General features: G+C 45.0%; 10 protein-coding genes. 3 read left to right on the plus strand and 7 right to left on the minus strand.

Annotated features, from left to right (window positions below; genetic code table 11):
- Nucleotides 1-5: 5 nt before the first annotated feature.
- Entirely contained in the window at nucleotides 6-1226 is a 1221-nt protein-coding gene (locus QK890_RS14725; RefSeq protein ID WP_005812304.1) for a hypothetical protein, read from the minus strand.
- Nucleotides 1227-1456: 230 nt separating this feature from the next.
- Here QK890_RS14725 and QK890_RS14730 point away from each other — a divergent pair, with 230 nt between their 5' ends.
- The gene (locus tag QK890_RS14730) at nucleotides 1457-2098 is read left to right on the plus strand and encodes a carbohydrate-binding family 9-like protein (protein ID WP_005779568.1); all 642 of its coding nucleotides are present in this window, start codon (nucleotides 1457-1459) and stop codon (nucleotides 2096-2098) included.
- 97 nt (nucleotides 2099-2195) lie between these two features.
- On the opposite strand, the gene lpxA is transcribed toward QK890_RS14730, so the two are convergent.
- From lpxA to QK890_RS14755, 5 genes are all read right to left on the minus strand, one after another.
- On the minus strand, nucleotides 2196-2966 hold the full coding sequence (gene lpxA / locus QK890_RS14735) for an acyl-ACP--UDP-N-acetylglucosamine O-acyltransferase (protein WP_005779566.1): 771 nt from the start codon (nucleotides 2964-2966) through the stop codon (nucleotides 2196-2198).
- Between the two features lie 19 nt (nucleotides 2967-2985).
- On the minus strand, nucleotides 2986-4377 hold the full coding sequence (locus QK890_RS14740; protein ID WP_005779564.1) for an efflux transporter outer membrane subunit: 1392 nt from the start codon (nucleotides 4375-4377) through the stop codon (nucleotides 2986-2988).
- 16 nt (nucleotides 4378-4393) lie between these two features.
- Nucleotides 4394-7597 carry an efflux RND transporter permease subunit gene (locus QK890_RS14745; RefSeq protein WP_005779563.1) on the minus strand — a complete coding sequence of 1068 codons (3204 nt, stop codon included), beginning with the start codon at nucleotides 7595-7597 and terminating at the stop codon, nucleotides 4394-4396.
- Between the two features lie 21 nt (nucleotides 7598-7618).
- Complete coding sequence (locus QK890_RS14750) at nucleotides 7619-8779, minus strand: efflux RND transporter periplasmic adaptor subunit (protein ID WP_005812297.1); 1161 nt, start codon at nucleotides 8777-8779, stop codon at nucleotides 7619-7621.
- A gap of 339 nt (nucleotides 8780-9118) precedes the next feature.
- Nucleotides 9119-12226 carry a glycoside hydrolase family 2 TIM barrel-domain containing protein gene (locus tag QK890_RS14755; RefSeq protein WP_032541091.1) on the minus strand — a complete coding sequence of 1036 codons (3108 nt, stop codon included), beginning with the start codon at nucleotides 12224-12226 and terminating at the stop codon, nucleotides 9119-9121.
- A 105-nt stretch (nucleotides 12227-12331) separates the two neighbouring features.
- Here QK890_RS14755 and QK890_RS14760 point away from each other — a divergent pair, with 105 nt between their 5' ends.
- Entirely contained in the window at nucleotides 12332-14254 is a 1923-nt protein-coding gene (locus QK890_RS14760) for an Ig-like domain-containing protein (RefSeq protein ID WP_005822637.1), read from the plus strand.
- Entirely contained in the window at nucleotides 14190-15071 is an 882-nt protein-coding gene (locus QK890_RS14765; RefSeq protein ID WP_032530739.1) for a DUF3108 domain-containing protein, read from the plus strand. Before QK890_RS14760 ends, QK890_RS14765 begins: the two co-directional genes overlap by 65 nt.
- Here the strand turns inward: QK890_RS14765 and QK890_RS14770 are convergent.
- Nucleotides 15061-15465, minus strand: coding sequence for a PaaI family thioesterase (locus tag QK890_RS14770; protein WP_005779558.1), 405 nt, complete (start codon nucleotides 15463-15465; stop codon nucleotides 15061-15063). The genes QK890_RS14765 and QK890_RS14770 overlap by 11 nt on opposite strands.
- Between the last annotated feature and the right edge of the window lie 3 nt (nucleotides 15466-15468).

A 15468-nucleotide genomic window follows, 5' to 3' on the forward strand; every position in this document is an offset into this window, starting at 1 on the left:
TGTTTTTAAAACATAAACATGGCTACACCTACGATACGGTTGTTACCGATGGAATGTGTATCGATGATTTTGCCGTTTTTAAGATTCAGTGAACCGTAAGCAGCGGAAGTATAGGTATATTCCACTCCAAACTTCCAGTGATTGACGTTGTATGTCAGTTCGGCTCCGGCAGTTACTACCTGGTCTACATTGGTTCCTGTTCCGTACAGTTGACCGGATGCTAAAGCATCACTTGTCCCCAGATTCTTGACATATCCCAGGAAGATGCCCGGTTTCCATTTCTGTCCGTATACAACGTTCAGCCATGAACTGGATACCCGGATCGGTGTATATTTCTGTTCTCCGGTCTGCTTATCGATCGATTTGATTCCGAATCCACCGAGCATCGAAGTTTGTGTCAGATTAGAGCCCAATACGGTTTTGGCCCCTACAAACCAGTCTTTATTGCTGTATTTTACATGTCCTTCATAAGATAAAGTGGTGATGCGTTCGTTCACTTTATAAACTTTATCATCTATTTTAGACTCTGTACGGGGTTTCAGAGAGAGAAGTTCTATGCCTGCTCCGGCTATCCATCCGTTGGCTTTATAATCGAGTCCCAGATAGAATTCGGGGACACAGCTGTTCTTTATATAAGCCTGGCTCTTGCCCGCAATGCCTTGCGATAAATACTGCGATTGCCAGATTGCGGCTCCTGTCAGTTGGAATCCCTTATGTGTATAGCGATAGCGAATTTGAGGGGCACGGCTGAATGGCTGGAAAGGTGCACCCACCGAAAGATTCAGTATTTGTGGTGATACGTCACCGAACAGCGGATGCCAGGTTTGGCCGAGTAAGAGAGCTGAACGTCCCCAATCCAGGTTCAGGTAGGCATGGCGTAAGCGGATGGTGGAGTAGGAAGTTCCTGAGCCGCGGAAGTCCACTTCTACTTTGGCAGAAGTCATGGCACGTCCCAATTTAGGGCCGGCTACGTCTATTCCCAGGCGGGTATATAAGGTATAAAAGCTACCGTTGGCAGTTGCGTTCAGGTCCTTGCCGTTTTCATCGAGTACTTCGTCTTTGGGATACATGTAAAACAATCCGTCTACTGTCTCTTCGTTAGCACGGCTGTTGTAATAAAGGTCTGTGCGAATCTGTCCGTAAAACTTATAACTAAAGTCTTTCTTTTGAGCAAAACTGCTTACTGCCATCATCAGGCAGGCAGATAAAATTAGATGCTTCTTCATTTTTTGTGTTATTTGTTAGATACAATGGGGATTTACCCGTTGAAGTTATTATCTTAAATCAATGTAAGATGGTTGTTTCACGCTGCAAAGGTAAGGAAATCATCTGACTGACCATGAAAAAGGATACCCGAAAGTAAACGTTTTCGGAAAAGGTTGTAAAATAGCACCGGATGGAGAATGAAATACTGGAATAAAGTATATATTTTTGCAAGATAAAAATAGAATAGACCATGAAAGTAAAAAAGATCAGTATTGCTAATGTGGAGGTCGATGCACTTCCCGAATTACTGGATAAAGAAAAGATCGGTTTCCAGACTATTGATAATGTGAATTGGGAAGCTTATCCTTATCGTCCGAAAGTGGAGTTCCGTATAGCCCATAGCGATGATGCTGTTTTGTTGCACTTTAATGTGAAAGAGGCCAGTGTGAGGGCTAAGTACGGAGAGGACAACGGGTCTGTGTGGACGGACTCTTGCGTGGAGTTCTTTTCTGTGCCTGCCGGTGACGGTATTTATTATAACATCGAATGCAACTGTATCGGGACGATTCTTATAGGTGCCGGAGCAGAACGTAACGACCGGGAGCGTGCCTCTCAGGAAGTGATGGATCAGGTAAAGCGTTGGGCCAGCCTGGGACGCCAGCCGTTCAATGAACGCATTGAAGAGTGTAACTGGGAAGTGGCGCTGATCATTCCATATACAGCATTCTTTAAACACAATATTACTTCTCTGGACGGAAAAACGATTACTGCGAACTTCTACAAATGTGGAGACGAATTGCAGACCCCGCATTTCCTTTCATGGAATCCGATTAAAATAGAGAAACCGGATTTCCATCGTCCCGATTTCTTCGGTACCTTGGAGTTTGAATAGAATGAACCTGCCTGTGTAAAAGCATGGAAAATAATAAAAGAAAGGTGTAGCCATCCCAGGATGACTACACCTTTTCTTTATCGGCAGATGATTGTGCCTATTTTACGATTCCACGTTTTGACTCCTTGACGAATGCAACGATATTTTCTATCTCTTCGCTCATGGGAACCTGGTCTACAATTTTTTGTACTGCATCCTGCAGGCTGAAATTGCCCTGATAGATCAAACGGTAAGCATTGGCAATATGTCGCAAGACCCTTTCGCTCGTATTTTTATGTTGTTGTAATACTACAGCGTTTACTCCGTGATATTCTACCGGATTTCCGGCCATAATAACATAAGGAGGTACGTCTTTTGATATGCGGCAACCGCTCTGAATCAACGTCCATTGTCCTACATGGCAATATTGATGGAGTGTGACGTTTCCACTCAGGATCACGCAATCGTCCAAGGCACATTCTCCGGCAATTGTAGTACCGATACCGGCTACGCAATTGTCACCGATTTGTACGTCATGACAGACATGAACCTTGTCCATCAGGAAGTTGCCGTTGCCGATCTTTGTGGCGTTTCCGCCGAAAGTGGCCCGGCTGATGACTACATTCTCGCGGATATGATTGTTATCACCGATGATCAGTGAACTTTCTTCTCCTTTGTAATGGAAATCCTGTGGCTCCGCTCCGAGTACGGCGTGTTGATGCACTTTGTTACCTTTTCCCAGCTGCGTACCATTCAGTATGCTGGCATAAGACATAATGATGCAGTCGTCCCCTATTTCGACATTATCTTCAATGTAAGCGAACGGTTGAATGGTGACATTCTTACCGATTTTTGCCCCGGGGGCTATCGATGCTAATGGACTAATCATAATTGTATTGTATTTAAAGTTAATCTTCTCTTCCGCCGCCTAATGCCTGATAAAGGCTTACTACAGCCTGCATCCGGTCGAAAGTATCGTTTACCTGAGATAAACGGGCACTGAGCAAAGATTGTTCGGCCGACAATACCTCCAGATAAGTAGACGTCCCTAATTTAAACAATTCTTTTGTATATTCAGATGCTTTCTCTGATGATTCCACTTGCATTTTGCGGGAAGCCGTTTTTTCGGAAGCACTCTGATACTGGTACAGTGCATTGCTTACTTCACTTCCTGCATTCAGTATACTCTGTTGGAAGGCCAGTTTAGCTTCTTCCTGTTGTGCCTTGGCTATCTTCAGACGGGCGATGTTTGCACCCCGGTAGAACAGCGGCTGAGTAAGTGAACCAAGTACGGAGGCCAGCAGTTTACCCGGGTTGACAATGGCGCTACCGGCACTGTTGGTCCATCCGGCTGACCCACTGATTGTGATCTGCGGATAGAAGGCGGCACGGGCTGAGTTTGCATTGTAATAAGTGCTGGCCAGAGCCATTTCGGCTGCTTTTACATCCGGACGGTTAGAAAGTAGCTGCAAAGGAACACCTACTGAAAACTCTTCCGGCAATTGCTGTTCTTCAAGGACTCCCCGTTGAATAGTCTGCGGCGCCTGTGCCAGCAGCATAGACATGGCATTTTCGGTTTCGCGGATACTCTGCTGAATGGCTGGGATAGAGGCCAATACTTGTGCATAGGCAGCTTTGCTTTGTTCCACTCCGGCAGAGGTCGTGTTGAACATGGCGGCATCCTTCATAGCTTGCATCGTTTCAACATTACGTTTCATGATGTCGGCGGTCTGTTCGGTGATGTCGAGCTGACGGTCGAGCATTAATAGCGTGTAGTATGTATTGGCAATTCCCGAGATGATCTGGGTCTGTACAGCTTGGCGATATGCTTTCGTTTGTAACAATGCTACTTGTGCACCCCGTTTGGCATTCAGCAGTTTGCCGAACAAATCGATCTCCCAACTGGCAGTTGCAGGCAGTGAATAAGTTTTCGTTGCCGCATGTTTGTCGAAACTGCTGATGGTTCCTTGTGGTGACAATCCGAGTGAAGGAGCATAAGCCAAGCGGGCTGACATCAGCGATGCCTGTGCCTCTTTCACTTTCAGTGCGGCAGTCAGCAGGTCAGTATTGTGAGTCAGTCCCTGTTCGATTAACGCTTGTAACTGAGGATCTGTGAAGACCTCTCTCCAAGGCAGATTTCCGAAGTTGGCAGTATCGGATACCAAAGTATCGGCAACAGATACTGTATCCCGGTAAAGCCCGGAAGCTTCTATATCCTTAGGTCTGTCATATGATTTATAGATGTGGCAGCTGCTCAGGAGAGCAGTTGCACACAACATACCTATAATTTGTTTCTTCATATTCTTTTCTTTATTCCTATTTAGCGTATTGTTCAATTTCTGTTTCTGCATCTGTATTATCGATGTCTTCCCATTCGATAGGTTTCACCTTCTCCTGTAAATACTGGAAGAGAACGAACAAAGCAGGAACCACAAATATCTGGCATATCATACCGATAAACATACCGCCTACCGCAGCTGTACCCAAAGCACGGTTACCATTGGCACCTACTCCCATGGCAAGCATCAACGGAATCAAACCTACTACCATTGCTAAAGAGGTCATCAGAATAGGACGGAGACGTGCACCTGCTCCCAATACGGCAGCCCAGGTGATGCTCATACCCATCTTACGACGGTCGAGGGCAAATTCGACAATCAGGATCGCATTCTTTGCTAACAAACCTATCAACATAATCAATGCAATCTGCATATAAATGTTGTTGGTAGCTGCTCCTAAAATAGGGATGATATTATTGGCCAATCCCATCAGGTGGGCAAAGATGAAGCTGCCTGCCAGACCGAAAGGAATAGAAAGCAATACAGCCAATGGTAAAATATAACTTTCGTACTGGGCACTCAGCAACAAATAAACGAATACGAAGCAAAGAACGAAGATCATAGCTGTGGAGCTGCCACTGGAGCTTTGTTCTTCGCGGGTCATACCCGAGAATTCATAGCCATATCCTGTAGGTAAAGTCTGTTCGGCTACTTCCTGCATTGCCTGGATGGCTTGACCGGAACTATAGCCGTCAGCGGGAGAACCGTTGATGGTCATAGCGGTAAACATGTTGAATCGCTTGATATTATCCGGTCCGTAGATGCGCTTAATATTCATAAACTGAGTGATAGGCGCCATTTCGTTACCATTGCGTATCTTGATTGACTTCAGCGACTCGAGGTTGGTGCGACTGTTCGGTTCCGCTTGAATCATTACGCGATACATTTTACCGAAGCGGTTGAAGTTTGAAGAATACAAACCACCGTAGTAGCCTTGCAAAGTGGTCAGAATATCGTTAGGTGATAGTCCGGCTTTCTTACAGGCAGCTGCGTCGATGTCTATCATGTATTGCGGGAAGTTCGGATTGAACGATGTTTGCGCTGATTGAATTTCGGGACGGGCCTGCAATTTAGAGATGAAATCCTGAGCCACCTCATAGAATTTGTCAAGGCTACCTCCCGTTTTATCCTGTAGGTTCATCTCAAAACCGTTGGACACACTATAACCCGGAATCATCGGTGGAGCGAACAACAGTACACGGGCGTCTTTAATCACTTCACGAGCTTTGAGGTATAACATGCCCGAAACAAAGTCTGAACGTTCTTTGATGGATCGCTCATCCCAGTTTTTCAGTTTACAAATAAATGAACCGTAGCTGGGTCCCTGTCCTGCTATGAAGCTATAGCCTACAATCATCGTACGGCTGTCGATTGCCGACTCTGAAGCTATCAGGCTGTCTACCTGTTGCATCACCGCTTCGGTACGTTCTTTAGAACTACCCGGGGGCATGTCGACAACAGCCATGATGGTACCTGTATCTTCATTCGGAACCAAACCGGTCGGGGTGATATTCATCAGGAAAATCATCAGGGCAAAGCCGGCTACTACCGCACTGATTGTAAGCCAAGGTTTCTGGATGAAGAATAGTACCCTTTTCTTATATTTTTTCAAAATCGTATCGTATGCCGCATTGAATGAAGCATGGAAACGTTTGGCAAGCGTCACTTTTTCTTTTTTGTTCGGATCGTGTGGTTTCAGTAGGATGGCACACAGTGCAGGACTCAATGTCAAAGCATTCAAGGCCGAAAGTGCAATAGCGATAGCCATTGTCAGACCGAACTGGCGATAGAATGTACCGGAAGTACCGGACATGAAACTTACCGGAATAAATACAGACATCATTACCAATGTGATAGAAACGATGGCACCTCCCAATTCATTCATGGCGTCGATGGAAGCCAGACGGGCTGATTTATAGCCTTGGTCAAGTTTTGCATGGACGCCTTCCACGACGACGATCGCATCATCGACCACAATCGCTATGGCAAGTACCATGGCACATAGTGTCAGAAGGTTGATACTGAACCCAATCAGATATAAGACAAAGAACGTACCGATCAATGCAACCGGGATGGCGATAGCAGGAATCAATGTGGAGCGTAGATCCTGCAGGAAAATGTATACCACAATGAATACAAGAATAAATGCCTCGATCAATGTCTTGACTACCTCATGAATAGAGGCGAACAAGAAGTCATTGGCATTCTGTGATACATTTACTTTGACGCCCGGTGGGAAGGTAGAAGCTGACTTATCCAGTAAGGCGAGGATGTCGTTGATAATAGCTGTCGCATTCGAACCGGCTGTCTGGAATACGATGATGGTTACTGCCGGATGCCCGTTCACTTTATTGGTAAATCCGTAAGTCAGACGTCCCAATTCTACACTGGCGATGTCTTTCAGTCGAAGTACCTGTCCGTCTTCAGTAGCACGGATTACAATATTCTCAAATTCTTCTTGACTTTGCAGGCGCCCCTTGTATCTCAGAGTATATTGAAAAGTCTGGTTACCCTCTTCACCGAATGCTCCCGGAGCAGCCTCAATGTTCTGTTCGGCCAATGCTGCGGAAACATCGGTAGGCATCAGGTGATATTGGGCCATGATATCCGGTTTCAGCCAGATACGCATTGAATAGTCTGCACCAAGCACCATGGCGTCACCTACACCCGGTACGCGTTGCACTTCCGGCACCAGATTGATCTTGGCATAATTTTCCAGAAATTCGTTATCGTATTTGTCGTCGGAACTATATAAAGAGAATACCAGCAACATACTGGTCTGTCGTTTTGAAGTGATGACGCCTACTTTGGTTACTTCGGCGGGTAGCAGACCTTGTGCTTTGGCTACGCGGTTTTGAACGTTTACCGCGGCCATATCCGGATCGGTGCCTTGTTTAAAGTATACGTCAATACGGGCTTCACCGGTATTGGTTGCTGTGGAACTCATGTACATCATGTTTTCCACACCGTTGATTTGCTCCTCCAGCGGGGCGACTACACTGTTTAATACCGTTTGTGCATTAGCACCCTGATAAGTGGTCGAAACGCTTACCGTAGGTGGGGCAATATCCGGATATTGGGAAATAGGCAGCGAAATCAAGCCCAGAATACCCAAGATTACTATAACGATGGAGATCACCGTAGATAGTACCGGACGATTAATAAATCTATCTAGTTTCATATTTAACTTGCTATGCTGATTTTATTTTCCTTGTTTTTTCTCTTCAAGTGCTTGTTGGAAGTTGGCTTTAGCCTGTTCCGGAGTAACTGGTTTGATTGCCTGTCCGTCTTTCAGGGTGCTGGCATTATCCAAGACCACTTTTTCACCAGCTTTCAAGCCGGAAGTCACTACGTAATCGTGTCCGTTATCCACATTGAAAACATTTATTTCAGTCATCTTTACAGTATTGTCCGGCTGCAATACGAAAGCAAATTTCTTGTCTTGTATTTCCGTTGTAGCTTTTTGCGGAATAACAATTGCATTTTCCAGATGATAGGGTACGATCAGGTTGGCCATACCACCGCTTCTCAGCAAATGTTCTTTGTTAGGGAAAGTGGCCCGAATACTTACTGCTCCGGTATTTTGGTTGATGACACCACTAATGGTGGACATTTTACCTTTATCGGCGTAGGTGGTTCCGTCCGATAGTTCAAGCCCTACCTCCGGATAAGACTCTACAGCTGAAATCTGAGAACCGTCTTTACGTACCAGTGCCAATAGATCTTTTTCAGTCAGTGAAGAGTAGACATACATTTCGTTAATGTCCGAAACGATGGTCAGCGGAGTTTGGATAGAAGGGCTGACAAGGCTTCCCAGACGATAAGGAATTGTGTTGACAATACCATCTGAAGGGCTTTTTACATTGGTGAAGGTTAAATTTTGTTCTGCACTTATCAGTTGTGCCTGTGCGGAAGCCAGTTGTGCTTTGGCAGATGCCAGAGAGTTTTCTGCCATCGCCAGGTCGTAATCACTGATGATATTCTTTTTATTCAATTCACGTTTGTTGTTCACTGTGATTTCTTGTGTGTTCACTCCGGCTTTTGCAGTAGCTACAGCTGCTTTGGCCGAACGGACAGCGGCTTCATATTGTACCGGGTCGATGATGAACAATATCTGTCCTTTGCGTACCATAGAACCTTCGTCTACGCAAACTTTTGTGATGAATCCCGATACTTGCGGACGGATTTCTACGTCTTGTTTACCTTTGATAGTGGCCGGATAGGAACTCTTCAGATTTACTGTAGTGGGTTGCAGCACCTGCACTGCGCATTCCGGGGTTCCCCCGCTCAGGTCAAATCCCTTTTTGCCGCAACTCGACAGGAGGGCTAAACAAAATGCAAATAAAACAATTTTACTTTTCATACCTTCTTTATATTCAATTTATAATGATGTCCATTTTGTGGTAATGTGATTTATCGTGCTAACCCTTCAATGATAAGGGAGAGAAAACCGAATGTACTTAATCAGTTTTCTGCGCAAAAGTACTCTTTTTTCCATCTTGATGTTCTTTGAATAGCTGTTTTTTAACTATGTTTTTCTCTAATTAATATAGGTGTTGCGTAAAAAGCTGTCAAAAGGTATCTGTCATTCTCGTTGGAAAGACTGCATAAGCGGAGCGGGAAAGGTATATATAAAAACAGTGACCCGGAACACTCCGGATCACTGTTTGATTGTTGCTTTGAGGAGTTTCTTTTTAATTCCTTACATGTTGACTTTATGACGTACAGGTGTCAGGATGAAACTGAATTCATAATCCTGATAAGGTACGCGGTACTTTTCAAGCGGAAGTGTTCCCCAACTGTTGACACATCCTAATCCCATCTGCACCTTGTCAATGCACAGATTGGTGAAAGGAGCTTTCGGCACTTCAGGAGAGTGACGTTGGTCTTTCTGTGCTCCGTCATCCAAAGATTCGATGCTGTAGTTCAGGGCAGAAGCAGAGAAAGGAGTATCGCCTACGAACTGCAAGCCGTTTCCGCTGACGTTCAATACTCTCCACCAACGTAAATCGGTCTTGGTTCCGGTTTCCTGCGGTCGGATATATGGATAGAATTGTTCGGCAACTGTCTGGCGATATTTGCCAAGCATGGTAGAGTGATTACGGTCGGCGTAATTTTCTATCGGACCGCGGCCATAATATTCTACTTCATTAAAGTTCTCGGGCATTTGCATTTGCATGCCAAAGCGGAACATATCAGAAACTTTCTCTTCTTTGCCGGCTTCCATCTTTTGAGTTACTTTGATGGCGCCTTCATTGTTGATGACGTAAGTCAGGAACAATTTACCCTTTACGGCTTTCATGTCATATTCTGCCTGAATAACTGCCTGCTTGTTTTCAATATTCTGTTTCAGAGAAGTTAACTTCAGTCCCGGATTTTTCCATACGGCATACCGGTGCTGCAATCCTGCCCCATAGTCGTTGTCGGTAGGAGCACGCCAGAAGTTGGGAGTCAGTTGGGCTCCCTGATTCAATAACTGTATGCCGTCTGCTTCGTAGCGAGAAAGATAGCCATTGTGTTTATTGAATTCAATAATGAAGTTTTCACCTTCTACAATCAGGTAGTTATGATCGTTATCTTTGATAACCGGTACATGAACGGCAATGTTAGATGCCTTCCGGTTCTTTAATTCCGGAGTTTGGGCTTTGTACGGACGGATGGTCAACTGGTCATATGCCACTGTACTTCCTGCCGGCATCAATGTTTCGGCGGATTTCAGTTTGTAAGCAACGTTGAGTAGCAGTTCTTTGCATGGGCAGATATTTTCCGTATTCAGATTCAGTTTAAGGGTAGCTGTTTGTTGTGGAGCCACGTTCAGGTCCTGAATCACTCCGGCTTGCATTACTTCGCCGTCTGCCAGTAATTGCCACTCCATATAGTATGCAGACAAGTCGCGGAAGAAGTTTTCATTATATACTTTTATTTCTCCTTTGGCAAGGTCTGCGGGAGTGGTCCAGATGGACTGATAGAAATATCCTACTTCATGGGCATGCGGATTCGGACGGCGGTCGGGACTGATCAAACCGTTATTATTAAAGTTATTGTCCGAAGCGTCATATTTATTGAAATCGCCGCCGTATCCGTAAATATCTACACCGTCTTTATTCTTCCAGTGGTTGGCTTGGTCAACAAAGTCCCAGATGAATCCGCCCTGGTATTTCGGATATTTACGTATCAGATCCCAATATTCTTTGAAACCACCCTGTGAGTTACCCATGGCGTGGGCATATTCGCACTGAATCAGGGGTTTGTCTATGTTGCCTTCACAATATTTCTTGCAGGCATCATAATCGTAATACATCGGGCAGAAAATGTCTGTGAACTGATTGGTGCCTGCCTGTTCGTATTGTACGGCACGCGTTTTGTCTTCATTCTTGATCCATGTGTAGCATTGTTCGAAGTTCGGACCGTATCCGGCTTCGTTCCCTAAAGACCAGAAGATGATGGAAGGATGGTTATACCCTCTTTGTACGTTGCGTTGGTTACGTTCCAGATGTGCTTTTTTATAAGATGGATTTTTGGCAAGTGTCTCTTTGCCATATCCCATTCCGTGTGATTCTACATTGGCTTCCGCCACTACGTAAATGCCGTATTGGTCACAAAGGTCGTACCACAGATTGTCGTCCGGATAGTGACAGGTACGCACGGCATTGATGTTCAACTGTTTCATTCGTAAGATGTCTTGCAGCATGCGCTCACGTGAAACAACATATCCGCCGTCCGGATCTATTTCATGACGGTCGGCGCCTTTGAAAAGCACCGGCTGACCGTTTACCAGGATTTGTCCGCCTTTCAGTTCTATTTTGCGGAAACCTATTTTGACCGGGATCACTTCCAAGGTGGTATTGTTACCACTTTTCAATGTTGCAGTCAATGTGTATAAATTGGGTGTTTCTGCGGTCCATTTTGCGGGATTGTCTACGTTCATGCCAACAGACTTTTTACCGTTTCCGCTGACTTGGGCTGTGGCTACGTTTTTCCCTGTCGGATCTGCCAGATTCAGTTCTACCGTTCCGTTTCCGTTCAGGTTGAGTGCTATATCCAGTGTACCGTTTGTATAATTGGCGTCCAAATCAGGCGTTACACGGATGTCCTGAATATATTTCTTATTGCGGCTGTATAGGTAGCAGTCACGTCCTACTCCGGAGTAGCGGAAAAAGTCCTGATCCTCCAGATATGTTCCATCACACCAGCGGAATACTTGGAAAGCGATCAGGTTTTTACCGGGTTTCAGGTAATTGGTCAGGTTAAATTCGGCTTCCAGCTTACTGTCCTCGCTATAGCCTACATATTTGCCGTTGACCCATAAATACATATTTGAGGTTACCGAGCCGAAGTGAGCGAATATCTCTTTTCCTGACCATTCGGCAGGGATGATGATTTCTTTCCGGTATGAACCTACATGATTGTTTTCTATGGGTACAAAAGGCGGATTGTTTTTGTATTGGTTTCTCCAGGCATAACCTACATTCACATAAATAGGATCACCGTAACCGTTCATTTCCCATACACCGGGAACTTTCATTTGTCCCCATCCTTTGTCGTTATAGTCAGTCCGGTAGAAGTCGGTCGGACGCGCATCGGCATCTTTCACCCAGTTGAAGTTCCAGATTCCGTTCAGGGTTAAAAAGTTACTTGAGTTTTCTTTGTCAGCTTTCGCTGCTTCTTCACTTGAAGAGTAAGCAAAGTAATTGGTGTGCATCGGTGCACGGTTTACCGCATTAATTTCGGGGTTTTTCCATTCGTCATGTTGAGCCATGGTTGCGAGGCTACATATCGCCAGGCAGCAAGTCAGCAGTTGTCTTTTCATGGGGTTAATCTTATTAGGTTTGTAAATTGTTGGTCAAAGATACGTTTTTTGTCTTGTCAAGCAGACTCTTTTTGAATAAATTAGTGTAAAGTATAGCATTAATTAATGGATAAGGTTTATTTTTGCAGCATGTTAAAAGACAGTATACATAGAAAAAAACGATTCATCCGTAGTCTGTTGGGCGTCGCTATTTTGATGGCTACTCTTTATTCTTGTGCCAGTATGGGGCGTCCGGATGGAGGACCTTTTGATGAAACGCCACCCCGCTTCATCGGCAGTGCACCGGCAGCAGGAGCTGTAAATAATAAAAAGTCAAAGATTGTTCTTGATTTCGATGAGTTCATTAAGCTCGAGAAGGCTAATGAAAAGGTAGTGGTTTCGCCCCCCCAGTTGCAACAACCCGAAATAAAACCCGGAGGAAAGCGGATCACCGTAAATCTTCTCGACTCTTTAAAACCCAATACAACTTATACTATCGATTTCTCCGATGCCATTGTTGATAACAATGAAGGTAACCCGCTTGGTAACTTTGCGTTTACGTTCTCTACGGGAGCTTCCATTGATACGATGGAGGTGTCGGGCACATTACTTGAGGCTTCCGATCTGGAGCCTATAAAAGGTATGTTAGTGGGGCTTCATTCCAACCTGAATGACTCGGCTTTTACCAAATTACCTTTTGATCGTGTGGCTCGCACCGATAGTCGTGGGCATTTTACGATTCGTGGAGTTGCACCGGGTAAATATCGTATTTTCGGTTTGATGGATGCCGATCAGAACTTTTTCTATAATCAGAAAGCCGAAGCTGTAGCTTTCAATGATTCATTGATTATTCCCCGCTTTGAAGAGAGGATACGTCAGGATACCACATGGGTCGACTCACTGACTATCGATACTATTGTTGAACAGAAGTATACTTATTACCTGCCCGATAATATTGTGCTCCGTTCGTTCAAAACACCTTCTGTTTCACAATATCTGGTTAAGAGTGAACGCCTTACTCCCCAAAAGTTTTCTTTGTATTTTTCGGCTCCGGCGGACTCTTTACCTGTACTGAAAGGACTGAACTTCGATGAAAAGGACGCTTTTATTGTAGAAAAAACATTCCGTAACGATACTATCCATTATTGGATACGCGACTCGTTGCTCTATAAGCAGGATACACTTACGTTGAGTCTGAACTATTTGTACACAGATACGTTAAATCAGTTGGTCCCACGTACAGATACGCTGAGGTTGGCTGCGAAGAAAGTGAAGAAAGAAGAACCTAAAAAGAAAAAGAAGAAAGACGATGAGCCCGAACCTACCAAGTTTTTGTCGGTAAATACTCACGCGCCTTCATCTATGGACGTATTCGATTATATTACCCTGACTTTCGAAGAACCGGTCGCGCGCTTTGACAGTGCCGCTATCCATCTTCGACAGAAGGTAGATACGATATGGACGGATGTTTCTTTTGAGTTCGAACATGATTCACTGGATGTGCGCCGCTATAATCTCTATTATGACTGGGAACCCGGGGGAGAGTATGAGTTTGCCGTTGACTCTACAGCTTTTCATGGTATTTATGGTTTGTTTACCAATAAAATAAAACAAGCTTTCAAGGTTCGCCAGATCGAAGAATATGGTAACGTGTTCCTCAATATAACCGGAGCAGATTCTATTGCTTTTGTCGAACTGTTGGATAATCAGGATAAAGTGCTTCGACGGCGTCCGGTGGTTGACGGGAGGGCGGAGTTCTATTATCTGAATCCCGGCAAATATGGAGCCCGGTTGATTAATGACACCAACGGTAACGGAGTATGGGATCCCGGTGACTACGAAAAGGGTATACAGCCGGAGATGGTATACTACTATCCGCATATCATTGAATTTAAAGCGAACTGGGATGCCACTCAGGACTGGAATGTGACGGCTGTGTCTCTGGATAAGCAAAAGCCGGACGAACTTAAAAAACAGAAACCAGATGAAGACAAGAAGAAAAAGACCCGAGATAGTCAAAATGCTAACCGTAACCGCCGTAACAATTAGGCGGAAAGAGTTGGTATGTCTTATTATTGCTCTGCTTTTTGCTTTCCCATTGTCGGGTAACGCACAATGTGAAGCGAAAAACGATGCGTTTAAATCCGGTGAGCACGTCATGTACGAACTCTATTTCAACTGGAAATTCATCTGGAAGAAAGTAGGCTTGGCCAGTCTGACCACCAATTCCACAACGTATCATTCCGAACCTGCCTATCGGGTCAATCTGCTGGCCATCAGCAGTAAGGAAGCCGATTTCTTTTTTAAGATGCGGGACACCTTAACGAGTGTCATGACGGAGAAACTCGAGCCACGTTATTTCAGGAAAGGTGCCGAAGAAGGAAAACGTTATACCGTTGATGAAGCCCGTTTTTCTTTCCGGAACGGGATGTGCTACGTCAACCAGAAACGGGTGCGTAAAGATGGGAGTGTCACAGAGACAGAGCAAAGCGATACCCGGTGTATTTATGATATGTTGAGTATTCTGGCGCAGGCCCGTTCGTTCGATCCGAAAGATTACACCGTCGGCCAACGTATTCAGTTTCCGATGGCGACAGGGCGTAAGGTAGAAGAGCAGACCCTCATTTACAGGGGTATCAAGAAGATTACTGCCGAAAACGATACGACCTATCGCTGTCTGATATTCTCACTGGTAGAGTACAATAAAAAGGGAAAGGAGAAAGAGGTTATAACGTTTTATGTAACAGACGACCGGAATCATCTTCCGGTACGGTTGGATATGCACCTTAACTTTGGTTCGGCCAAAGCATTCCTGCGGAGTGTCAGCGGTTACCGTCATCCCCAGACCTCTATCATTACAAAGTAAACGGAACTTCGTCTTTTTTTCGGAATACGCTTGACTCAAAGGTGGCTATCAGCCTGCCTTCCTGATCGGTTACATCTATCTGATAGTAACCCGTACTGCGTCCTGTATAGCGTTCTCGTGCTTCGGCATAAAGCGTGTCGCCCGGTCCGCTGGCCCGTAAGAAGGTGATGTTGGAAGAAAGGGAGAAGGCCAGTGTGCCGTGTGAATTGGCTGCCGCTGCCAGTGCCAGGTCAGCCAAAGTAAAGATGGCACCTCCCTGTGTCCGTTGTCCTGCATTCAGATGTTCGGGCTTGATTTCCAGTTTTGCTTTACTGTATCCTTCCCTTATTTCAATCAACTCTACACCTGCGTTGGTGGCAAAAAGGTCATTTTTAAAGAATTCTTGTGCTGTCATTTT

The sequence above is a fragment of the Bacteroides sp. NGMCC 1.200775 genome, from assembly GCF_040798045.1.
Lineage (GTDB): Bacteria > Bacteroidota > Bacteroidia > Bacteroidales > Bacteroidaceae > Bacteroides > Bacteroides hominis.